A 23,184-nucleotide genomic window follows, 5' to 3' on the forward strand; every position below is an offset into this window, starting at 1 on the left:
GACGCCCGTCTCAGAATCCGTGCGGCAGCCACGGCGCCACCGCCGAGCCGAACGCCACCGACGTCCGGGACAGCGCCCCCCGCCGCAGCTCCCGTACCCGCCCGGCCGCCGCCAGCCCGGACAGCGGCACGCCGCCGAGGTACGCCGCCCCCAACTCTCTTACGGACAAAGAGAGTTCGGCCGCGTCCGAGGTCCGCTCGCAGGACGCCCCCTTCGCGTCTCCGGTCAGCCGCCACCGCCCGGCGTTCCAGGGGCAGAAGTCGTCCGCCACCTCCAACACCACGTCCACCGGCGTCTGGTAGGTCCGCGCGGCGAGCGCGGCGCCCACGTCCACGAGCCGTACGTACAGCACGTCCCGCAGCTGCGGCCGGCACCGCCGGATGTCGGACACCAGGTACTGCCAGGCGTCGTCGGCCGGCCGCTCCCGCACGATCAGCGTCGAGGTCAGGTCGATGCCGAACAGGAAGCGCCACAGAGCCGCGTCGCTCTCCGGGTCCAGCGCGTCCAGGTCGTTCAGGAGCACCGTGCCCTCGTGCCCGCCGACGCCCCAGCCGGGCTTGACGCGATAGCGGGCGTACCCCGTGACCTCGCCCGCCCGCTCGGCGACCACGCACTGCAGCGGCGAGGCGCCGTCCCGTGCGCTCTCCGGGTCGATCAGCGCCAGCCGCCCCCAGCCGGGCTGCCGGGCCGGCATCCCGGGCCGACGGGGCACCAGCCGCGCGTACACCGCCTCGCAGTCGTCCAGCACGTCGGCGGGCGCCGCGTACCGCAGGCGTACGTCGTCCGTGCCGGCCGGGACCGTCAGACCGGCCCGGTCGGTGTCGATCTCGGCGCTGAGCTGGAAGGTCGCCGCGCCGTACCCGAAGCGGCCGTAGATCGCCGGCTCGGAGGCGGTCAGTACCGCCAGCGGCTCGCCCCAGGCGCGCACGTCGTCCAGCTGCCGACGCATCATCGACGTCAGCACGCCGCGCCGCCGGTGCGTGGCGGCCACGCTCACCATCGTGATGCCGGCCGCCGGCAGCGAGTCGCCGCCCGGCACGGTGATCCGGAAGCGGAACGCCCCCGCCGTGCCCACACACATGTCCCCGTCCCAGACACCCAGGGAACGGTCCGGCTCGGTGAGGGACTTCCAGGCCTCCCGCTCCTCGGCCGGCTCCGGGACCCCTCCGAAGGCGCGGATCAGGTTGTCGTACCAGCGGTCCCACTCGTCCCGCCGCAGCACCCTCGGCTCGGTCGCACGCTCAGTCGCCATGCGCCATGCCTACCAGCGCGCCACGGACCGGGCGAACGAATTTCGCACAGGTGGCAGCGAGACGGCCGCCGGTGAAGTTCACTGTGAATCCGAGCCTCGGACGGGGGACAAGTGGGACCTCCCGTGCCAAGCGTCAGGTCCGATGGATAGGGTCCCCAACTAATGGCAGCAGGACGACAGCGGCGCGCGGAAGCCGAGACGTTCACGGCCCGGTTGAAGATGCAGTGGCACCGGGCCCGCGTCGGCGTGCGCAGAGCCGCCGTCGACTACTTCCGCGGGGACGGCTCGGACTGGATCGCGCTCGGCGGTCTGCTGCTGACCATCCCGCTGATCCTGCTGCTGACGCTCGCCAACTCGGTGTGGTTCTCCCCGGTCGCGCTGGTGCTGCCCATCGTCGCCGGCGGGCTGCTGCTGCGCCCGGCGAGCCTGCTCGGCCTGTACGCCGCCGCGGCCACGGCGCTGATCGTGGAGTCGGTGCGGCTCGGGCCGTACACCGAGGGCCCGTCCCGGGTGACCCCGGGCGTGGTGCTCGTGGTCGCCGCCTGCGGCTTCTTCGGGCTGATCATCGCCCAGTTCCGCAGCCGGGTCGGCGTGCCCTGGCGGCGCGGCGGCACCATGCTGTTCGACCTGCGCGAACGCATCCGCGTCCAGAGCAAGCTGCCGCAGCTGCCCGGAAGCTGGCACCACGAGATGGCGCTGCGCCCGGCCGGCGGCCAGTCCTTCTCCGGCGACTTCGTGGTCGCCGCCCGTACGAACGGCGGCCGCACCCTGGAGGTCGTGCTCACGGACGTCTCCGGCAAGGGCATGGACGCGGGCTCGCGGGCGCTGCTGCTGTCGGGCGCGTTCGGCGGTCTGCTCGGCAGCCTGCCCCCGCACGCGTTCCTGCCCGCCGCCAACGGCTACCTGCTGCGCCAGGACTGGGACGAGGGCTTCGCGACCTCCATCCATCTGGTGCTGGACCTGGACTCCGGCGACTACGAGCTGTACTCCGCGGGGCATCCGCCGGGCCTCCAGCTCAGCGCGGGCAGCGGCCGCTGGGAGGAGAAGGCCGCCGAGGGCCCGCTCCTCGGCGTGTACGACGGCGCCCAGTTCGACCCGGTCAAGGGCTCCCTGCGCGCCGGGGACGTCCTGATGCTGTTCACCGACGGCCTGGTGGAGACGTCCGATCGCGACATCGTCGAGGGCATCGACCGCCTCACCGGCGAGGCCGACCGCTATGTCGCCGGCGGCTTCCACGGCGCCGCCTGGCACCTGATCGAGGCGGTGGCGAAGGACGTCAACGACGACCGCGCCCTGCTCCTGATCTGCCGCGAGGGCCCCACGGCCCTGGCGGCACGCTGACACACTGGGCAGGTGACCGACACGCCCCGCACCCCGCGCACCATGTCCCCGGCCGAGGTCGAGACCGTCGCCAGGGCCGCTCACCAGGGGCAGACCGACAAGGCGGGCCGGCCCTACGCCGAGCACCTGCGGGCCGTCGCCGAGGGTGTACGGGTCCGGGGCGGCGACGGCGAGCAGATCGCGGCGGCCTGGCTGCACGACTCCGTGGAGGACGGCGCCCTGACCGAAGAGTGGCTGCGCGAGGCCGCGCTGAGCCGCCGTACGAAGGACATCGTGCTGGCGGTCACCAAGCGGGCGGGCGAGGACCCGGAGGCCTACGCGCGGCGGATCCTCGCCACGCCCGGCGCGCTGCTGGTGAAGGAGGCGGACCTGGCGCACAACGCCGACCCGGTCCGCCTCGCGGTCCTCGACGAGGCCACCCGCACCCGGCTGACCGGGAAGTACGCACGGATGCGCGCACTTCTCGGGCTCCCGCACGGCCCTCTCAGGCGCTGACCGAGCCGGCCTTCTCCCACTGCGGCCACTGTGCCTCCCGGCGCTCGCGGGCCTGCTCGCCCGCGTCCTGCCGGAAGGCCCACTTCATCTCGGGCTCCATGACGCAGCGGAAGACCCGCCGCACGGGGCGCGTGCACAGCAGGGTGATGACCGTCGCCGCCACGACGGTGACGAGGATCTCGCCGAGCGGACGGTGCAGCCAGGCGTGGTCGAACCAGCCCTGGAAGCCGGCGCCCTTGATGACGAAGCCGTGCAGCAGGTAGCCGTACAGCGTGCCCGCGCCGAGCGCCGTGCACCACATCCGCCGGCCCGGCACCCAGGCGAAGAAGCAGGCGGTCAGCACCAGCGAGCAGCCGAACAGCGCCAGCGTCATCACCGGGCCGGCCCACCAGGGCGCGCCCAGATCCTGCGCGGCGTCACGGTGGTAGAACCAGGAGGAGTTCATCCGGGGCGCCGCCCACCAGGCGGTGACCAGCGCCGCTGCGAACACCGGTACCGCCGCGATCCGCACCGAACGGCGGCGCACCAGCCGGAAGTGCTCGGCCTTCATCGACAATCCCAGCACGAAGAACGGCAGGAACTGCAGCACCCGCTGAAGGTCCAGGTCGTCGCCGATGGACGAGCCGGCCGACGCCAGCATGGCGATGACGAGCGCGAGCGGAAGCGGCCGGCGGACCAGTTTCCAGAGGGGGGCGGTCAGCCGCCAGATGAACAGGGCGCACAGGAACCAGGTCAGGTACCAGGGGTCGAGGAGGCTGATGTCCTGTTCGGGGCTTTGGCCCGCGTAGCGCTTGAAGAGGGAGAGGGCGGTCTCGAAGACGACGTAGGGAACCGCGACACCGGTGATCAGCCGCTTGAGCCGGTCGGGCCGGGCGTCGAAACTGCGCGAGAAGTAGCCGGAGATGACGATGAAGGCCGGCATGTGGAAGGCGTACACGAACATGTACAGGCTTCGCAGGACGCGGCTGTCGTCCATGAGCGGTGCCCAGGAGTGACCCGCTGCCACCAGCACGATCGCCAGGTATTTGGCGTTGTCGAAGAACGCGTCGCGCTGTTTGGCCGGTCTTCCGTCCGACTCGCCCGGTCGGCGCGGACTCGGTACCGCGGGAGCCGGCGACTGTGCCGGGGGGAGCGGCGTTCTGTTCTGACCGGGGGACGAGGCAGCGTGGAACATCTGAGGCACCCTAGTGTTGTCCGCGGGTTTCCGTAAAAGCGCCGACGTCATACGCCGGTTATTCGCTGCGGCTACCCCCTATTTGATGAAGTCGGCATGCCGTCACGGGTGATGGCCGACACATCTCATGTGCCCATCGTGTGGGCAGTCGCACCCCCAATGTCCGGACACATCCTGATGAGTTGGTGCAGGAGTTCACGTTCTGGGCGACGATTCGAATTCCTTGCGAACATCATGTGCAGACGTGTAAAAGGTCTCGCTGAATTCTCTGCGGAGGCGGTGCGCCGAACGGTGCCGAATTGCCTTGCGGATCACGGTCGGAGAAGCGTCCCGCCCCAAGGGGCGCGATCCCGGGAGCGGACGGTTTGGCCGATGATGTGTCAGCCGCCGCATAGGGGAGCCGGGTTGGTGGCACGATGGTTCCAGCGGGGTGCGCGGGGCTGGGCGTCCGCGGGCCGGGAGAGCGACCGACCGAGGGTGTGATCAGTTGTGGCCATTTCACTGTCAGTGGTGCTGATGTTGGCGATCATCCTGGTGGTGCTGCTCCGAGGGGGCTCCATCAAGGCGGGCCCGGCCATCGTCGCCATACTCTTCGGCTTCTTCCTCGCCTCCACCGGAATGGCGCCGTCGATCAGCCGCTTCCTGAACTCGATAGCGCACACGATCAACTCGATCAGCTTCTGACGGGCAGGTGACGTGCCGCTGACCCGGCGCGACGGGGCGCGAGCCGTCCGTGCCCACGGAAACGATCAGGGCCAGGTCGGAGGAAACATCCTCCGACCTGGCCCTGAGCCGTACAGAGCGGGCGACGGGAATCGAACCCGCGTAGCCAGTTTGGAAGACTGGGGCTCTACCATTGAGCTACGCCCGCACACAAGGCGCCGCTGGTCTGCCGACCGCGGCACACAAGGCATCGTAGCGGGTCGTGCGCCGTGGACGCACACTCCGTTCCCGTGAGGTCCCCGCGAGCCACTGCCGCACCGCGTTCGCGCCCGGCGCGTTCCCGGCGGTCGTGGAATGCGGCGTCCGCACTGCCTGCGGGCATGTACCCTACCTGTCGCACCAGACGGGGTGTGGCGCAGCTTGGTAGCGCGTCCGCTTTGGGAGCGGAAGGCCGTGGGTTCAAATCCCGCCACCCCGACCATCCGCCGGCCGCCGGTCGGCGTCACCACGCGTGATCGCCTTTGGGGGCGCGGAGTGGCTGCGGTTACTATGCAAACTGCGCGCCCGTGTGTCCGGTCCTGCTGGGCCTGCGAACTCCTCCGGGCGGGGCGAAATCCGCCGGACCTGTCTGGCCCCGGCAGAATCCAAGCAGTCAGCCACAAGGAGACCGAACCGTGAAGAGCGCCGTGGAGACCCTGAACCCGACCCGGGTTCGGCTCACTGTCGAGGTGCCCTTCGAGGAGCTCAAGGACAGCCTCGACGCGGCGTACAAGAAGATCAACCAGCAGGTCACGGTGAAGGGCTTCCGCAAGGGCAAGATCCCGGCCCGCGTCATCGACCAGCGGTTCGGCCGCGGTGCGGTTCTGGAGGAGGCCGTCAACGACGCGCTGCCGAAGTTCTACACCGAGGCGGTCAACGAGGCGGAGCTGAACCCGCTGGGCCAGCCCGAGGTCGACATCACCGAGCTGAAGGACGGCGAGACGCTGAACTTCACCGCCGAGGTCGACATCCGCCCGGCCATCGAGATCCCGGACTACTCCGGCATCGAGGTCGAGGTCGAGGCCGTCGAGGTCAGCGACGAGGACGTCGACAAGGCCGTCGAGCAGCTGCGCGAGCGCTTCGCCTCGACGAGCCCGGTCGAGCGCGCCGCCGAGGACGGCGACGTGGTCACCATCGACCTGGAGGCCAAGGTCGACGGCGAGGTCCTCGAGGACGGCGTGGCCAACGGCGTCTCCTACACCATCGGCTCCGGCGAGCTGCTGGACGGCATCGACGACGCCGTGAAGGGGCTGGAGGCCGGTGGCGAGGCCACCTTCACCTCCGAGCTCAAGGGCGGCTCCGCGGCCGGCAAGGAGGCCGAGGTCTCCGTCAAGGTCACCCAGGTCGCCGCGCGCGAACTGCCCGAGCTGGACGACGACTTCGCGCAGCTCGCCTCGGAGTTCGACACCCTCGAGGAGCTGCGCGCGGACAGCCGCAAGCGCCTGGAGAACATGAAGCAGTACGACCAGGCCACGCAGGCCCAGGAGCGCGTCCTGGACAAGCTGCTCGAGCTGGTCGAGGTCCCGGTCCCCGAGAAGCTGCTCGAGGACGAGATCAACACCCGCAAGCACAACCTGGAGCACCACCAGCTCGGCCAGATGGGCCTCGCCCTCGACAAGTACCTGGAGATCCAGGGCAAGACCGCCGAGGAGTTCGAGACCGAGACCCGTGACGCCGCGGTCAAGGGCATCAAGACCCAGTTCGTCCTCGACGAGCTGGTCAAGACGGAGAAGCTCAACGTCAACCAGGAGGAGCTCACCGAGCACCTCATGCGGCGCGCCGCCTCCTCCGGCATGTCGCCCGACCAGTTCGCCCAGGCGGTCGTCGAGCAGAACCAGGTTCCGCTGCTGGTCGGCGAGGTCGCCCGCGGCAAGGCCCTGGCCGTCGTGGTCGAGGCCGCGACCGTGAAGGACACCAACGGCGAGATCGTCGACCTGGACGACGAGGAGGACGAGGCGGAGACCGCCGACGCCGCCGCCGAGGGCGAGGGCGAGGAGAAGGCCGAGGCCTGATCCGTACGGCATACGGATGCGCGCGGAGGACGGGCCCCGGGTACGTTGGTGACCTGGGGCCCGTTCGCTTTTCCGGAGGCCGCGCGCTACGCCCCCGGCGAACACTCCCCCCAGCGGGATTCGCCGAAGGGAGCCGCGCGTTAGGGTCCATGAGTACGGGGGCAGGGGAGTCCCCAGCCCCTGGCAGGAACACGTGAGACGGCCCGGCGCCGTCGTAAGACGAGCAGGTGGATACGTGACGAATCTGATGCCCTCCGCCGCCGGCGAGCCTTCCATCGGTGGTGGCCTCGGCGACCAGGTCTACAACCGGCTGCTCAACGAGCGGATCATCTTCCTCGGCCAGCCGGTCGACGACGACATCGCGAACAAGATCACCGCACAGCTGCTGCTCCTTGCCGCGGATCCGGACAAGGACATCTACCTGTACATCAACAGCCCCGGCGGCTCGATCACGGCCGGCATGGCGATCTACGACACCATGCAGTACATCAAGAACGACGTGGTGACCATCGCCATGGGCCTCGCGGCCTCGATGGGCCAGTTCCTGCTCAGCGCGGGCACCCCCGGCAAGCGCTTCGCGCTGCCGAACGCCGAGATCCTGATCCACCAGCCCTCCGCCGGTCTGGCCGGCTCGGCCTCGGACATCAAGATTCACGCCGAGCGGCTGCTGCACACCAAGAAGCGCATGGCCGAGCTGACCTCCTTCCACACCGGCCAGTCCGTCGAGCAGATCACCCGCGACTCCGACCGCGACCGCTGGTTCGACGCCCACGAGGCCAAGGAGTACGGCCTCATCGACGACGTCATCACCTCGGCCGCCGGCATGCCGGGCGGCGGTGGCACCGGGGCCTGAGCCGCTCCCACGGGGCCCACGAGGCCCCCTGAGGCGCTCCCGTGGAGTTCCCGGCCCCGTGCGGGTGTCCGAGACCTCCGCGCAGCCCAGCCAGCCCCAGCCGACCGCCCAGCCCTTTTCCAGGAGACACCGTGAACGACTTCCCCGGCAGTGGCCTCTACGACCGTACGCGTGCCGAGTACACCGGCCCCACGGCCGAGTCCCGCTATGTCATCCCGCGCTTCGTGGAACGCACCTCCCAGGGCATCCGCGAGTACGACCCGTACGCGAAGCTCTTCGAGGAGCGCGTGATCTTCCTCGGCGTCCAGATCGACGACGCCTCCGCCAACGACGTCATGGCGCAGCTGCTGTGCCTGGAGTCGATGGACCCGGACCGGGACATCTCGGTCTACATCAACAGCCCCGGCGGTTCCTTCACGGCGCTGACCGCCATTTACGACACCATGCAGTTCGTGAAGCCCGACATCCAGACCGTGTGCATGGGCCAGGCCGCCTCGGCCGCCGCCATCCTGCTGGCCGCGGGCACGCCGGGCAAGCGTATGGCGCTGCCCAACGCCCGGGTGCTGATCCACCAGCCGTACAGCGAGACCGGTCGCGGTCAGGTCTCCGACCTGGAGATCGCCGCCAACGAGATCCTCCGGATGCGTGCGCAGCTGGAGGAGATGCTGGCCAAGCACTCCAGCACGCCGATCGAGAAGATCCGTGAGGACATCGAGCGCGACAAGATCCTCACGGCCGAGGAGGCTCTGTCGTACGGGCTGATCGACCAGATCATCTCGACCCGGAAGATGAACAACGCGTCCGTCCGCTGACGGGAGGCAGTATCGTCTGCCACTCCTTGGCACGGTGCACGTCAAAGCGAACCGTGCCAAGGGGGGCCCGAACGAGGGGCCCGGCAAGGTACCGTCGACATAAGGCAGCACCAGGAGCCGCTGGACGTAGGCGTCTCCCAGGCGAAGGGGAAGCACACCGTGGCACGCATCGGTGACGGCGGCGATCTGCTCAAGTGCTCGTTCTGCGGCAAGAGCCAGAAGCAGGTCAAGAAGCTCATCGCAGGGCCCGGTGTGTACATCTGCGACGAGTGCATCGATCTCTGCAACGAGATCATCGAGGAGGAACTCGCGGAGACCAGCGAGGTGCGCTGGGAGGAACTGCCCAAGCCCCGCGAGATCTACGAGTTCCTGGACGGGTACGTCGTCGGCCAGGAGGCCGCGAAGAAAGCCCTGTCCGTCGCGGTGTACAACCACTACAAGCGCGTCCAGGCCGGCGAGAACGGCGGCGCGCAGGGCCGTGACGACGGCATCGAGCTCGCCAAGTCCAACATCCTTCTGCTGGGCCCCACGGGCTCCGGCAAGACCCTGCTGGCCCAGACGCTGGCCCGCATGCTGAACGTCCCGTTCGCCATCGCCGACGCCACGGCGCTGACGGAGGCGGGGTACGTCGGTGAGGACGTCGAGAACATCCTGCTGAAGCTGATCCAGGCGGCCGACTACGACGTCAAGAAGGCCGAGACCGGGATCATCTACATCGACGAGATCGACAAGGTCGCGCGGAAGAGTGAAAACCCGTCCATCACGCGGGACGTGTCGGGCGAGGGCGTCCAGCAGGCCCTGCTGAAGATCCTCGAGGGGACCACGGCCTCGGTTCCGCCCCAGGGCGGCCGCAAGCACCCCCACCAGGAGTTCATCCAGATCGACACGACGAACGTCCTGTTCATCGTGGGCGGCGCCTTCGCGGGCCTGGAGAAGATCATCGAGGGCCGGGCGGGCGCCAAGGGCATCGGCTTCGGCGCGACGATCCGTTCCAAGCGGGAGCTGGAGACCAAGGACCAGTTCGAGGACGTCATGCCCGAGGACCTGGTCAAGTTCGGCATGATCCCGGAGTTCATCGGCCGGCTGCCGGTGATCACCTCGGTCCACAACCTGGACCGCGAGGCGCTCCTGAAGATCCTGGTCGAGCCGCGCAACGCCCTGGTCAAGCAGTACCAGCGCCTGTTCGAACTCGACGGCGTGGAGCTGGACTTCGAGCGCGAGGCCCTGGAGGCCATCGCCGACCAGGCCATCCTCCGCCAGACCGGCGCCCGTGGCCTGCGCGCCATCATGGAGGAGGTGCTCCAGGGCGTGATGTACGAGGTCCCGTCCCGCAAGGACGTGGCCCGCGTGGTCATCACGGCCGACGTCGTCCTCTCCAACGTCAACCCGACCCTGATCCCGCGCGACGCGCGCGGCCGCGGTCCGGGCGAGCAGAAGACGGCGTAACCGCCGCGCGGGAACGACGAATCCGCACGAACAACGAGGAAGGGGCCCCGGTCGACCGACCGGGGCCCCTTCCTCGTCTGCCGGGTGCCGGCGTCAGGCCTTGACGCGCACGTCCTTGCGGAGCTTGGCCGCGGTCGCGGCCGCGTCCTCGGGGCTGCTCGCCTTGCCGGTCATGGCGGATGCGAAGTCGACCGGCATCACCAGTCCGAGGGTGCTGTGGTCACCCCAGATGCAGACCGGCATCGTCATGTCCTTGGGAGCGCCGGCCGTGCCGCCCGACGTGCCCAGGTCGACCTTGATCTCCTGGCACTTGAGAACGGCGCCGTCGAGGCCGCTCGGGCTGTACGCCTTCGGGCTGCCGAGGAGCTCTCCGCCGTCGCTCTTCTCCTTCTCGGCGTTCTTCTTCATGTCCGCGAACATGTTGTCGACGGCCTTCTCGGGGTCGTCGATGGTGCCGTAGACGCCGCCGAAGCTGATCTGCTTCAGGGCGAGCGGGTTGCTCTTGTCCCCCGACTGGTAACCGGCGCTGACGTCCTTCGGGTTCTTCACGCCCCAGTTCTCGGCGTCCTTCAGATCCGACTTGGACATGCCGTCGTTCCCGGAGTCGTCGCTCTTCTTGTACTGGCCGTCGAGCACCGTCTCGGGCGTGATCAGCTTGTGTGGGCCGTCGTCCGCGACGCCGCCCCCGCCACTCCCGCCGATCAGGCCGATCGCGAAGAACGCGATCACCGCGATGACCGCGACGACCGCCACCGCGCCGATGATCAGGCCCGTCTTCTTGCCGCCGCCACCGGGGGCCGGAGGCTGCGGGGCGGCGCCATAGGGAGGCTGGCCGTACGGGGGCTGCTGGCCGTAGGGGTTCGGCTGGGGCGGGACGCCCGGGGCGGCGGGCTGCTGCGGGTAGCCGTAACCGGGCTGCGGCTGGGCGGGAGGGGCCTGCTGGGGGTAGCCGTAGCCGGGCTGGGGCGGTCCCTGTGGTGGCTGCTGGCCGTAGGGACCAGGCTGGCCGTACGGCCCCGGCTGCTGGGGCTGCCCGCCGTACGGGCCCGGCTGGTTGTTGCTCATTTCCTGGGTTCCCCTCCAGATGCTTATGTGTCCCTGACATCCTGGCCCAGGTACGGCGATGCCATGTCGTCGGGGTTGCCACCGTTACGAAACAAATGCGGTTCGGGACAGCGCCGTGACGCCTCTAAACTGGCCCCGTGACCGACAACGCTCAGCAGCAGACACCAGCGCCCGACACCGAACTGCCGACCCAGTACGCGCCGGCCGACGTAGAGGGGCCGCTGTACGAGCGCTGGGTAGAGCGGGGTTACTTCGAGGCGGACGAGAAGAGCGACAAGCCGCCGTTCACCGTCGTCATCCCGCCGCCGAACGTCACCGGCTCGCTCCACCTGGGGCACGCCTTCGAGCACACGCTCATCGACGCCCTCACGCGCCGCAAGCGCATGCAGGGTCACGAGACGCTGTGGCAGCCCGGCATGGACCACGCCGGCATCGCCACCCAGAACGTCGTCGAGCGCGAACTCGGCAAGGAGGGCAAGTCCCGGCACGACCTCGGCCGCGAGGCCTTCGTCGAGCGCGTCTGGCAGTGGAAGAACGAGTCCGGCGGGCAGATCTCCGGCCAGATGCGCCGCCTCGGCGACGGCGTCGCCTGGTCGCGCGAGCGCTTCACCATGGACGAGGGGTTGTCGCAGGCCGTTCAGACCATCTTCAAGCGGCTCTACGACGACGAGTTGATCTACCGCGCCGAGCGCATCATCAACTGGTGCCCCCGGTGCCTGACCGCCATCTCCGACATCGAGGTCGAGTACCAGGACGACGACGGCGAGTTGGTCTCGATGAAGTACGGCGACGGGGACGACACCATCGTCGTCGCCACCACCCGTGCCGAGACCATGCTCGGTGACACCGCCGTCGCCGTTCACCCCGACGACGAGCGCTACCGCCACCTCGTCGGCAAGCTCATCAAGCTGCCGCTCACCGACCGTTCCATCCCGGTCGTCGCGGACGAGCACGTCGACCCCGAGTTCGGCACCGGCGCCGTCAAGGTCACCCCGGCCCACGACCCGAACGACTTCGAGATCGGCCGGCGCCACGACCTGCCCGCCATCACCGTGATGGACGAGCACGCCGTCATCACCGTCCACGGCCCCTTCCAGGGCCTGGACCGCTTCGAGGCCCGCTCCGCCATCGTCGGCGCGCTGCGCGCCGAGGGCCGGATCGTCGCCGAGAAGCGCCCGTACGTCCACTCCGTCGGCCACTGCTCGCGCTGCAAGACCACCGTCGAGCCGCGCCTGTCCATGCAGTGGTGGGTCAAGGTCGGTCCGCTGGCCAAGGCCGCCGGCGACGCCGTCCGGGACGGCCGCGTCAAGATCCATCCGCAGGAGATGGAGAAGCGGTACTTCGACTGGGTCGACAACCTCCACGACTGGTGCATCTCACGGCAGTTGTGGTGGGGCCACCGCATCCCCGTCTGGTACGGGCCGAACGGCGAGGTCGTCTGCGTCGGACCCGACGAGCAGCCGCCCGGCACCGAGGCCGAGGGCTGGAAGCAGGACACCGACGTCCTCGACACCTGGTTCTCCTCCGGCCTGTGGCCGTTCTCCACCCTCGGCTGGCCCGAGCAGACCGAGAGCCTCGCGAAGTTCTACCCGAACTCCGTCCTGGTCACCGGCTACGACATCCTCTTCTTCTGGGTCGCCCGGATGATGATGTTCGGCCTGTACGCGATGGACGGCACCCCGCCGTTCCACACCATCGCCCTGCACGGCATGGTCCGCGACCAGTTCGGCAAGAAGATGTCGAAGTCCTTCGGCAACGCGGTCAACCCGCTGGACTGGATGGACAAGTACGGCTCCGACGCCCTCCGGTTCACCCTGGCCCGCGGCGCCAACCCCGGTGTCGACGTGCCGATCGGCGAGGACTGGGTCCAGGGTTCGCGCAACTTCGCCAACAAGATCTGGAACGCCACCCGTTTCGCGCTGATGAACGGCGCGACGGTGGACGGACCGCTGCCGGACGCCTCGAAGATGTCGGCGACCGACCGCTGGATCCTGTCCCGGCTGAACTCGGTCGTCGCCGAAGTCGACGCGTACTACGAGGACTTCCAGTTCGCCAAGCTGTCGGACGCCCTGTTCCACTTCGCCTGGGACGAGGTCTTCGACTGGTACGTCGAGCTGTCCAAGACGACGTTCCAGGCGGGCGGCGAGCCGGCCGAGGTCTCCAAGCGCGTCCTGGGCGAGGTCCTGGACGTCACGCTGAAGCTGCTGCACCCGGTGGTCCCGTTCGTCACGGAGACGCTGTGGACGACGCTGACGGGCGGTGAGTCCGTCGTCATCGCCGAGTGGCCGACCGACAGCGGCTTCCGGGACGCGGCCGCCGAGCGGGAGATCGAGACCCTCCAGTCCGTCATCACCGAGGTCCGCCGCTTCCGCGCCGACCAGGGGCTCCAGCCGGGCCAGCGCGTCCCGGCCAGCCTGGCCCTGGACGGCACGGCGCTGGCCACGCACGAGCCGGCCATCCGGCAGCTGCTGCGCCTCCAGCCGGAGGGCGACGGATTCACCGCCACGGCGACGCTGCCGGTCGCGGGTGTCGAGGTCGCGCTGGACCTGTCCGGGGCGATCGACGTCGCCGCGGAGCGCAAGCGGCTGGCGAAGGATCTGGCGGCCGCGGAGAAGGAGAAGGCCCAGGCGAACGGCAAGCTCGGCAACGAGGCGTTCCTGGCGAAGGCGCCCGACCACGTGGTCGAGAAGATCCGTACGCGGCTGGCCAAGGCCGAGGAGGACATCACACGGATCGCGGCGCAGCTGGAGCGGCTGCCGCAGGGCTAGTACGCAGCCCGCGGGCACCCGTGCCGCTGGGGGGGCGCGCGCGGGCACAGAACGAAGGCCCCCGGAGTCACGTGACTCCGGGGGCCTTCGCCCAGAATGTCGGCGACCCTCCGTACACTTGGCCCCGTGAGTGAGCTCCCCCCGGACAGCAGCGGCCAGTCAGACCCTCTCGACACCTTCGACGAGATCATCGCCACGGAGACCGAACGCGACCCTGATCTCGCGGTCATCGAGGCCGGCAGCCGCACCCTGCGGACCCAGGGCGGTCCGTCGCAGGCGGACGTACCCGGGCGCCCGGAGGACCCCGAGGTCGACAAGGCGCTGCGCGAGGTCGAAGGGGAGCTGGCCACCCGCTGGGGCGAGACCAAGCTGGAGCCCTCGGTCAGCCGGATCGCCGCGCTGATGGACGTCCTGGGCGAGCCGCAGCGGTCCTACCCGTCCATCCACATCACCGGCACCAACGGCAAGACCTCCACCGCCCGCATGATCGAGGCCCTGCTCGGCGCCTTCGACCTGCGCACCGGCCGGTACACCTCCCCGCACGTGCAGTCGATCACCGAGCGGATCAGCCTGGACGGTGCCCCGATCTCCGCCGAGCGGTTCGTCGAGACGTACCACGACATCAAGCCGTACGTGGAGATGATCGACGCCTCGCAGGAGTACCGGCTGTCCTTCTTCGAGGTGCTGACCGGCATGGCGTACGCCGCCTTCGCCGACGCGCCGGTCGACGTGGCCGTCGTGGAGGTCGGGATGGGCGGCAGCTGGGACGCCACGAACGTCATCGACGGTGACGTCGCCGTGGTGACCCCCATCGACCTGGATCACACCGACCGCCTGGGCACCACGCCCGGCGAGATCGCCGGGGAGAAGGCCGGCATCATCAAGCAGGACGCGACGGTGATCATGGCCCAGCAGCCGGTGGACGCCGCGCAGGTCCTGCTGAAGAAGGCCGTGGAGGTGGACGCGACGGTCGCCCGCGAGGGGCTGGAGTTCGGTGTCGTGGCCCGCCGGGTGGCCGTGGGCGGGCAGCTGCTGACCCTGCGCGGCCTGGGCGGCGACTACACCGAGGTGTACCTGCCGCTGCACGGCCCCCACCAGGCGCACAACGCCGCCGTGGCGCTCGCCGCCGTCGAGGCGTTCTTCGGCGTCGGCGCGCAGCGCGCCCAGCCGCTGGACGTGGACACCGTGCGCAAGGCGTTCGCGGCCGTGTCCTCGCCGGGCCGGATGGAGGTCGTACGGCGCTCGCCGACCGTGGTGCTGGACGCCGCGCACAACCCGGCGGGCGCGCGGGTGACCGCCGAGGCGGTCCGGGAGGCGTTCGACTTCAGCCGGCTGATCGGGGTGGTCGGGGCCAGCGGCGACAAGAACGTGCGCGGTCTGCTGGAGGCCTTCGAGCCGATCTTCGCGGAGATCGTGGTCACGCAGAACTCCAGCCACCGCGCGATGGACGCCGATGAGCTGGCCGCGCTCGCCGTCGAGGTGTTCGGCGAGGAGCGGGTCCAGGTCGAGCCGCGGCTGCCGGACGCGCTGGAGGCCGCGATCACGCTCGCCGAGGAGGAGGGCGAGTTCGCCGGCGGCGGTGTGCTCGTCACCGGCTCCGTCATCACCGTCGGTGAGGCCCGACTGCTCCTGGGGAGGGGCTGACTTCTCGTGCGTACGCTGTGTTCCTCGACCCTGATCGGCGAGTTCTTCGTCATCGGCTTCGCCGCGCTGGTCGCGATGAAGGACCCCGGCCTGTCCATGGCGACCGTGTGGACGGTCAGCGGCATCGCGATGCTGCTGTGCCTGCTGCTGTGCGGTGTGGTGACCCGGCCCGCCGGTGTGATCCTCGGCTGGGTGCTCCAGTTCGCGCTGATCGCGTCCGGCCTGGTCGTGCCGATGATGTACTTCCTCGGTGCGGTCTTCGCGGCGCTGTGGTGGGCGTCGGTGCACTTCGGGCGGAAGATCGAGGAGGCCAAGGCCAGGTTCGCGGCCCAGGCCGCCGAGGTCGGCCCTCCGGCTGACGCTGCGTGACAGGAGCGGTGACACGCCCTGTAACCTCGTCCCACCGCACATCTGCCAGGTGAAGGAGCCACCCGTGACCCAGCGCACCCTCGTCATCCTCAAGCCCGACGCCGTCCGTCGTGGCCTGACCGGCGAGATCATCAGCCGTATCGAGCGCAAGGCCGGCTGGCAGATCACCGCGCTGGACCTGCGCACCCTGGACGCGGAGACCCTGGAGCAGCACTACGGCGAGCACAAGGGCAAGCCCTTCTACGAGCCGCTGATGGTGTTCATGGCCTCCGGTCCGGTCGTCGTCATGATCGTCGAGGGCGAGCGGGTCATCGAGGGCGTGCGCGCGCTGGCCGGCCCGACCGACCCGATCGCCGCCGCTCCGGGTTCGATCCGAGGCGACTACGGCGTGATCGTCCGGGAGAACCTGATCCACGCCTCCGACTCCGAGGAGTCCGCCGAGCGCGAGGTGAAGATCTTCTTCCCCGGCCGCGGCTGACCTCCGAGCGCCTTCCCCGGCCCCGCCGAGCTGACATACCGTCAGCTCGGCCGCCCGCCTGGCCTGGGCGGCCGCACGAATCCGGCCGCCCGGTGGCATATGCGGTGCCGATCGGGGGAACGAGTGCCCCCGATGGACCGTCTCCAGAAGCGAGGCGGTACGCCATCTGCTGACAATGGCGGAGACCCTCGCGCAGTGTTCGTGCGGGCGCGTCTACGATGGAAGCCTTCACGTCACAGCACCCGCTTCGCCGTACCTGAAATGCCGTCAAACGCTCCCAGGGAAGGCCAGACGAATCCTGATGGGGAACTCAATGTCGTTCATCGGCCGTGACATGGCTGTCGACCTCGGGACCGCCAACACGCTGGTGTACGTCAGGGGTCGCGGGATCGTACTCAATGAGCCGTCCGTCGTCGCGATCAACACCAACACCGGTGGGATCCTCGCGGTCGGCGCCGAGGCGAAGAAGATGATCGGGCGCACGCCGGGCAACATCGTCGCCGTGCGTCCGCTCAAGGACGGCGTGATCGCTGACTTCGAGATCACCGAGCGGATGCTCCGCTACTTCATTCTGAAGATCCACAAGCGACGGTATCTGGCTCGTCCGCGCGTTGTCGTCTGCGTGCCCTCCGGTATCACCGGCGTCGAGCGCCGCGCCGTCATCGAGGCCTCGTCCCAGGCCGGCGCGCGCCAGGTGCACATCATCGAGGAGCCGATGGCCGCGGCCATCGGCTCCGGCCTGCCGGTCCACGAGGCCACGGGCAACATGGTGGTGGACATCGGCGGCGGCACCACGGAGGTCGCGGTCATCTCGCTCGGCGGCATCGTCACCGCCCAGTCCATCCGCGTCGCGGGCGACGAGCTGGACAACGCCATCATCCAGCACGTCAAGAAGGAGTACTCGCTCCTGCTGGGCGAGCGGACGGCCGAACAGATCAAGCTCACGATCGGTTCGGCGTACGACCTCGACTCCGACGAGCACACCGAAATCCGCGGCCGTGACCTCGTCTCCGGGCTGCCGAAGACCGTCGTCATCTCGGCCGCCGAGGTGCGCAGGGCGATCGAGGAACCGGTCAACGCGATCGTCGACGCGGTCAAGACCACCCTCGACAAGTGCCCGCCGGAGCTGTCCGGCGACATCATGGACCGCGGAATCGTTCTGACCGGCGGCGGAGCTCTGCTGCGCGGCCTGGACGAGCGGCTGCGCAGTGAGACCGGCATGCCGATCCACATTGCCGAGGACCCCCTGGACAGCGTGGCGCTCGGCTCGGGCAAGTGCGTCGAGGAGTTCGAGGCACTCCAGCAGGTCCTGGATGCCCAGCCCCGCAGATGACACAACTCAGCTACTCCGCCGTACGAGATGATCTTTTCTCGTGCGGCGGATCGTTGATATAGAGGCATAAGCTCCCGCAAACGGGGCCCTGAATTTGCGCACGCAGACCGCGCTTCGCCGGGGCCACCCAGTTCCTATGAGGAAGGGCACGGCCGCCGCACGTGAGGGACACGAAAGAGAGCCGGCTGCTCCTGGTGCTGCTGATCGCCATCGCGTTCGCACTGATCACGGTGGACATCCGCGGCGGGGAGAACTCCCCGGTGGACGGTGCCCGGCGGGCCGCCGCCACCGTCTTCGGTCCGATCGAGAACGGCGTGTCGGCCGCGGTGAACCCGGTCGGCGACGCGGTCTCCGCGGTCCGCGACTCCGGCGAGCGCCACGACCGGCTCGTCGCGCTGGAGAAGGAGAACGCCGCCCTCAAGGCCGAACTCGGCAGCGACGACCGCAAACGCAGCCGTCTCACCCAGCTGAACAAGATGCTCAAGCTGGCCGGCGACGGCCAGTACGGCATCAAGGGCGCCCAGGTCATCGCCATAGGGGCGTCCCAGGGCTTCTCCTGGACCATCACCATCGACGCCGGCGCCAACGACGGCCTCCAGCGCGACATGACCGTCCTCAACGCCGACGGACTGGTCGGCCGCGTCACCACCGTGGGCCCCAGCACCTCCACCGTGCTGCTCGCCAACGACCCCGACTTCACCGTCGGCACCCGTATGGAGGGCAGCGACGAACTCGGCTTCGCCTCCGGCCAGGGCGACCGCCCCCTGCGCGTGCAACTCCTCAACGGCAAGGCGGACGTGAAGAAGGGCGACCGCCTGGTCACCTTCGGCTCCCAGGGCGACAAGCCCTTCGTGCCGGGCGTCCCGGTCGGTGTCGTCTCCCGCGTCGACCCCTCCGGCGGCGACCTGACCCGCACCGTCTACGTCACGCCGTTCGTCGGCTTCACCAAGCTCGACGTCGTCGGCGTCGTCGTCCAGGCCCCGAAGAAGGACCCGCGTGACGAGGTCCTGCCGCCGAAACCCAAGCCGACCCCGACGCCCACGGTGACCGTGACGGTCACCCCGTCCGCCGACGCCTACGCCAACGACTATCCGCAGCAGTAGGAGCTTCACGTCCCATGCGCCCCAACCGGATCCTGCTCTCCAGCGCGCTGGTCGTCGTCGCCCTGGTGATCCAGGTGAGTGTCCTGTCCCGGCTGCACCTGCCCGGAGCCGTCCCCGACCTGCTCCTGCTCACCGTCCTCGGCCTGGCCATGGTCTACGGCCACATCGGCGGCGCCCTGGTCGGCTTCGGCGCCGGACTGCTCGCCGACATCGCCCCGCCCGCCGACCACGCCGCCGGCCGCTACGCCCTCGTACTGTGCGTCATCGGCTACCTCGCCGGACTCATCAAACCCGAGACCGGCCAGGTCAAGTCGGCCACCGGCCCCATGGCCGTGGTGGTGGCCGCCGCCATCGGCTCCACCCTCCTGTACGCGGGCGTCGGCGCCCTCGTCGGCGACACCGCCGCCCGCCATGTCGGCCTGGGCGGACTGCTGCTGACGGCCGCCGTGTACGACCTGCTGCTCGCCCCCTTCGTCGTGCCCGGGATCATGTGGCTGGCCAGGCGCGCGGAGAACGATCCGCTCGCCGACTCCGGCTCCGCCTCCAAGAAGACCGACATCTCCTCCGGCTGGCTCTCCTCCGGCACCGGACTGAGCATCGGGGGCCGGCGCGGCGCGCTCGGCAGTCTGAAGGCCAAGGCCCGCACCCGCACCACTCGGGTCGGCCGCATCAAGGGGGTCAAGCGGCTGTGACAGCACGGCAGTCGGCCGCCCCGCCGGCCGCACAGGTCCGTTACACGCTCTGAGAGGGGGAGGCAGCACCCGTGACCGCCCACCCGTCTCCCACCACTTTTCCAAGGAATGGGCTTCGCCCATGACAAATATTCCTGAAACCGGTCGGACCCCACGCGTCCAGACCCGGCTCGTCGTCATCCAGATCCTCGTCCTCTCCCTGCTCGGCACGCTCGGCGGCCGGCTGTGGTACCTCCAGATCCGCGAGGGCGCCCACTACCAGAAGGAGGCCTCCGGCAACCACGTCCAGCAGGTCGTCCAGCCCGCCGTGCGCGGCTCCATCCTGGACGCCCGCGGTGTGCCGCTCGCCGACAACGAGACCCGGCTGGTGGTCTCCGCCTCCCGTACCGACCTGCTCAAGCAGAAGGACGACGGCAAGGCGGTCCTCACCAAGCTCGCCGGCGTCCTCGGCATGGACGTCGACGAGGTCATGCAGAAGGTCCGGCTGTGCGACGCCCAGACCCCGCAGCCCTGCTGGAACGGCTCGCCGTACCAGCCCATCCCCGTCACCGACGAGGCCACCCCGCGCCAGGCCCTGCAGATCCGCGAACGCGCCGAGGACTTCCCCGGCATCACCGCCGAACCCGCGGCCGTGCGCCGCTACACCGGGCCCGGCAAGTCCAACTCCGCGCAGGTCCTCGGCTACCTCTCACCGGTCACCGACGACGAGATCCAGAAGGCCAAGGACACCGACTCGCCCTACCTGCGCTCCGACATGGTCGGCCGCTCCGGCCTCGAACGGCAGTACGACCGGGAGTTGCGCGGCAAGGCCGGCGTCACCCGCTACGAGGTCGACAACCTCGGCCGCGTCATCGGCAAGTCCAAGTCGGACGCCGCCGAATCCGGCTCCAGCCTGGTCACCAGCATCGACTCCCGCGTCCAACGGATCGCCGAGTACGAGCTGGACAAGGCGATGAAGGCCGCCCGGGCCCAGTGGGACAAAATCACCGAGAGCAACTACAAGGCCGACTCCGGGGCCGTCGTCGTGATGGAGGCCAAGACCGGCCGTGTCGTCGCCATGGCGTCCGCCCCCACGTACGACCCGAACGTCTGGGTCGGCGGCATCTCCGCCAAGGACTACAAGGCGCTCACCGGCAAGGACTCCGACTACCCGCTGCTCAACCGGGCCATCCAGGGGCAGTCCGCGCCCGGCTCGACCTTCAAGGTGGTCTCCACGGCCGCCGCGGTCGAGGCCGGCTACGACTTCAACGGCAACTACCCGTGCACCAGCTCCTACTCGGTCGGCAGCCAGGTCTTCAAGAACTTCGAGGGGGAGAGCTTCGGCCCGATCTCACTCGGCCGGGCCCTGGAGGTCTCCTGCGACACCGTCTTCTACTACCTCTCGGACACCGAGTGGAAGAAGGACGGTGGCATCAACCCCAAGAAGGGGCAGCCGAAGGACTACTTCTACAAGACCGCCCACCAGTTCGGCCTCGGCAAGGAGACCGGCATCGACCTGCCGGGCGAGGTCACCGGCCGCGTCCCCGACCGCCAGTGGAAGCAGCGGTACTGGGAGGCCAACAAGGACGCCTGGTGCAAGACCGGCAAGAAGGACGGCAGCTACGTCGAGAAGATCGCCTACGAGAACTGCCTCGAGGGCAACAGGATGCGCGAGGGCGACTCGATCAACTACTCCATCGGCCAGGGCGACACCCTCCTCACCCCCGTCCAGGAGGCCGTCATCTACGGGGCGATCTCCAACGGCGGCACCATGTACACGCCGAGCATCGGCAAGGCGATCGTCAGCTCCGACGGCAAGCACATCACCGAGATCCAGCCGAAGTCCCACGGCAAGCTGCCCATCACCAAGGCCACCCGCGACATGATGGACCAGGCCCTCGCCGGCGTGGCCACCCGCGGTACCGCCGCCTGGAAGTTCGGCGGCTGGCCGCAGGACAAGATCCCGCTGCACGCCAAGACCGGTACCGCCGAGGTCTACGGCAAGCAGACCACCTCCTGGCTGGCCACCTACACCAAGGACTACACGGTCATCATGACCATCGCCCAGGCCGGTACCGGCTCGGGCGCCTCCGGTGAGGCCGTCCGCAACATCTACAGCGCCATGTACGGCGTCCAGGCCGACGGCTCCATCGACAACAAGAAGGCCTTGCTGGGCACCCCGCAGAAGAGCCTGCCGCAGATCCGGCCCGACGGCTCGATCGCCGCCCCGAAGGTCCCCGCCGACCCGGCCAAGGACCAGGAGGAGATCGCCAAGCAGGCCGCCGAGCAGGCCGGGCAGGGCGGTATCGCGCCGAACGACCAGCAGGGCGGCGCCGCACCCAACGACCAGCAGCCGCCGGCGACCACCGCCTCGCCCCCCACAGGCAACAGCAACACCCGCAGGCGCCAGCGTCGAAGGGGAAGCCGGAGGATGACCGCATGACCGGCGCGAACAGCTTCTCCATCTCCGGATACGGCCCCGAACGGGGCGGCTGGACACGGGTCTTCGCCCGTGACTCGGCCGCCCGCCGGCTCGACTGGCCGATACTGTTCTGCGCGCTGGCGCTGTCCTTGATCGGCGCCGCCCTGATCTACTCCGCCACCCGCAACCGCACCGGCATCAACCAGGGCGACCCGTACTACTTCCTGATCCGGCACCTCACGAACACCGGCATCGGGTTCGCCCTGATGATCGGCACTGTCTGGCTCGGCCACCGCACCCTGCGCAACGTCGTGCCCATCCTGTACGGGCTCTCGGTCCTCGGGGTGCTGCTGGTACTCACCCCGCTCGGCGCCACCATCAACGGCAACCGCAACTGGATCGTCCTCGGCGGCGGCTTCTCCCTCCAGCCCTCCGAGTTCGTGAAGGTCACGATCATCCTGGGCATGGCGATGCTGCTCGCGGCCCGGGTCGACGCGGGCGACAAGATGTACCCCGACCACCGCACGGTCCTTCAGGCGCTCGGCCTGGCCGCCGTACCGATCATGGTCGTGCTGCTCATGCCCGACCTCGGCACGGTGCTGGTCCTGCTGACCATCATCCTGGGCGTGCTGCTCGCCTCCGGCACCTCAAACCGCTGGGTCTTCGGCCTGCTCACCGCGGGTGTCCTGGGCTGCATCGCCGTCTGGCAGCTGCACATCCTGGACGAGTACCAGATCAACCGGTTCGCCGCCTTCGCCAACCCCAGCCTCGACCCGGCCGGCGTCGGCTACAACACCAACCAGGCCCGCATCGCCATCGGCTCCGGCGGCCTGTCCGGCGCGGGCCTCTTCCACGGCTCCCAGACCACCGGCCAGTTCGTCCCCGAACAGCAGACCGACTTCGTCTTCACGGTCGCGGGCGAGGAACTCGGCTTCCTCGGCGCCGGCCTGATCATCCTGCTGCTCGGCATCGTGCTCTGGCGCGCCTGCCGCATCGCCCGCGAGACGACCGAGCTGTACGGCACGATCGTCGCCGCCGGAATCGTCGCCTGGTTCGCCTTCCAGTCCTTCGAGAACATCGGCATGACCCTGGGCATCATGCCGGTCACCGGCCTGCCCCTGCCCTTCGTCTCCTACGGCGGCTCGTCGATGTTCGCGGTCTGGGTGGCGGTCGGACTGCTCCAGTCGATCAGAGTGCAGCGGCCCATGTCGGCGTAGCGGCGGCGACCCGCGCCCGGACCCCTG

General features: G+C 69.4%; 19 protein-coding genes and 2 tRNA genes. 17 read left to right on the top strand and 4 right to left on the bottom strand.

Annotated elements, in window-relative coordinates; translation table 11 throughout:
* Positions 1–10 precede the first annotated feature (10 nt).
* A complete protein-coding gene (locus tag ACIQMV_RS13260) occupies positions 11–1,252 on the bottom strand; it encodes a GNAT family N-acetyltransferase (protein WP_402592732.1) in 1,242 nt (413 codons plus the stop codon).
* 162 nt (positions 1,253–1,414) lie between these two features.
* On the opposite strand from ACIQMV_RS13260, the gene ACIQMV_RS13265 reads away from it, so the two are divergent.
* Positions 1,415–2,593, top strand: coding sequence for a PP2C family protein-serine/threonine phosphatase (locus ACIQMV_RS13265; protein ID WP_402592733.1), 1,179 nt, complete (start codon positions 1,415–1,417; stop codon positions 2,591–2,593).
* 42 nt (positions 2,594–2,635) lie between these two features.
* Entirely contained in the window at positions 2,636–3,088 is a 453-nt protein-coding gene (locus tag ACIQMV_RS13270) for an HD domain-containing protein (protein ID WP_401775122.1), read from the top strand.
* Here the strand turns inward: ACIQMV_RS13270 and ACIQMV_RS13275 are convergent.
* Positions 3,078–4,262, bottom strand: coding sequence for an acyltransferase family protein (locus ACIQMV_RS13275; protein ID WP_402592734.1), 1,185 nt, complete (start codon positions 4,260–4,262; stop codon positions 3,078–3,080). The genes ACIQMV_RS13270 and ACIQMV_RS13275 overlap by 11 nt on opposite strands.
* A gap of 489 nt (positions 4,263–4,751) precedes the next feature.
* Here ACIQMV_RS13275 and ACIQMV_RS13280 point away from each other — a divergent pair, with 489 nt between their 5' ends.
* Complete coding sequence (locus ACIQMV_RS13280; RefSeq protein WP_141360905.1) at positions 4,752–4,946, top strand: hypothetical protein; 195 nt, start codon at positions 4,752–4,754, stop codon at positions 4,944–4,946.
* A 116-nt stretch (positions 4,947–5,062) separates the two neighbouring features.
* Here the strand turns inward: ACIQMV_RS13280 and ACIQMV_RS13285 are convergent.
* A tRNA-Gly gene (locus tag ACIQMV_RS13285) sits at positions 5,063–5,133 on the bottom strand.
* 196 nt (positions 5,134–5,329) lie between these two features.
* Between ACIQMV_RS13285 and ACIQMV_RS13290 the strand changes: the two genes are divergently transcribed.
* From ACIQMV_RS13290 to clpX, 5 genes are all read left to right on the top strand, one after another.
* A tRNA-Pro gene (locus tag ACIQMV_RS13290) sits at positions 5,330–5,406 on the top strand.
* 193 nt (positions 5,407–5,599) lie between these two features.
* Positions 5,600–6,976 carry a trigger factor gene (gene tig, locus ACIQMV_RS13295; protein WP_402592735.1) on the top strand — a complete coding sequence of 459 codons (1,377 nt, stop codon included), beginning with the start codon at positions 5,600–5,602 and terminating at the stop codon, positions 6,974–6,976.
* A 247-nt stretch (positions 6,977–7,223) separates the two neighbouring features.
* The gene (locus ACIQMV_RS13300) at positions 7,224–7,829 is read left to right on the top strand and encodes an ATP-dependent Clp protease proteolytic subunit (protein WP_172633231.1); all 606 of its coding nucleotides are present in this window, start codon (positions 7,224–7,226) and stop codon (positions 7,827–7,829) included.
* Positions 7,830–7,960: 131 nt separating this feature from the next.
* A complete protein-coding gene (locus ACIQMV_RS13305; protein WP_402592736.1) occupies positions 7,961–8,641 on the top strand; it encodes an ATP-dependent Clp protease proteolytic subunit in 681 nt (226 codons plus the stop codon).
* Positions 8,642–8,800: 159 nt separating this feature from the next.
* Positions 8,801–10,087, top strand: coding sequence for an ATP-dependent Clp protease ATP-binding subunit ClpX (gene clpX, locus ACIQMV_RS13310; protein ID WP_100566838.1), 1,287 nt, complete (start codon positions 8,801–8,803; stop codon positions 10,085–10,087).
* Between the two features lie 93 nt (positions 10,088–10,180).
* On the opposite strand, the gene ACIQMV_RS13315 is transcribed toward clpX, so the two are convergent.
* On the bottom strand, positions 10,181–11,152 hold the full coding sequence (locus ACIQMV_RS13315; RefSeq protein WP_402592737.1) for a hypothetical protein: 972 nt from the start codon (positions 11,150–11,152) through the stop codon (positions 10,181–10,183).
* A gap of 137 nt (positions 11,153–11,289) precedes the next feature.
* Here ACIQMV_RS13315 and ACIQMV_RS13320 point away from each other — a divergent pair, with 137 nt between their 5' ends.
* The 9 genes from ACIQMV_RS13320 (at position 11,290) to rodA (ending at position 23,157) form a co-directional block, all read left to right on the top strand.
* Entirely contained in the window at positions 11,290–13,920 is a 2,631-nt protein-coding gene (locus tag ACIQMV_RS13320; RefSeq protein WP_402592738.1) for a valine--tRNA ligase, read from the top strand.
* 96 nt (positions 13,921–14,016) lie between these two features.
* On the top strand, positions 14,017–15,564 hold the full coding sequence (locus tag ACIQMV_RS13325) for a bifunctional folylpolyglutamate synthase/dihydrofolate synthase (protein ID WP_402592739.1): 1,548 nt from the start codon (positions 14,017–14,019) through the stop codon (positions 15,562–15,564).
* 6 nt (positions 15,565–15,570) lie between these two features.
* On the top strand, positions 15,571–15,933 hold the full coding sequence (locus tag ACIQMV_RS13330) for a DUF4233 domain-containing protein (protein ID WP_141360918.1): 363 nt from the start codon (positions 15,571–15,573) through the stop codon (positions 15,931–15,933).
* Positions 15,934–15,997: 64 nt separating this feature from the next.
* The gene (gene ndk, locus ACIQMV_RS13335) at positions 15,998–16,411 is read left to right on the top strand and encodes a nucleoside-diphosphate kinase (RefSeq protein WP_402592740.1); all 414 of its coding nucleotides are present in this window, start codon (positions 15,998–16,000) and stop codon (positions 16,409–16,411) included.
* 313 nt (positions 16,412–16,724) lie between these two features.
* On the top strand, positions 16,725–17,744 hold the full coding sequence (locus ACIQMV_RS13340) for a rod shape-determining protein (protein WP_100566843.1): 1,020 nt from the start codon (positions 16,725–16,727) through the stop codon (positions 17,742–17,744).
* 161 nt (positions 17,745–17,905) lie between these two features.
* Positions 17,906–18,847: a rod shape-determining protein MreC gene (gene mreC / locus ACIQMV_RS13345; RefSeq protein WP_402592741.1), complete on the top strand. Its 942-nt coding sequence runs from the start codon at positions 17,906–17,908 to the stop codon at positions 18,845–18,847.
* Between the two features lie 14 nt (positions 18,848–18,861).
* Entirely contained in the window at positions 18,862–19,539 is a 678-nt protein-coding gene (gene mreD, locus ACIQMV_RS13350; RefSeq protein WP_402592742.1) for a rod shape-determining protein MreD, read from the top strand.
* 121 nt (positions 19,540–19,660) lie between these two features.
* The gene (gene mrdA / locus ACIQMV_RS13355; RefSeq protein ID WP_402592743.1) at positions 19,661–21,961 is read left to right on the top strand and encodes a penicillin-binding protein 2; all 2,301 of its coding nucleotides are present in this window, start codon (positions 19,661–19,663) and stop codon (positions 21,959–21,961) included.
* A complete protein-coding gene (gene rodA / locus ACIQMV_RS13360; RefSeq protein WP_402592744.1) occupies positions 21,958–23,157 on the top strand; it encodes a rod shape-determining protein RodA in 1,200 nt (399 codons plus the stop codon). The genes mrdA and rodA overlap by 4 nt, the downstream gene beginning before the upstream one ends.
* The last annotated feature ends 27 nt before the right edge of the window (positions 23,158–23,184 follow it).

Source organism: Streptomyces sp. NPDC091412, from assembly GCF_044756885.1.
GTDB lineage: Bacteria > Actinomycetota > Actinomycetes > Streptomycetales > Streptomycetaceae > Streptomyces.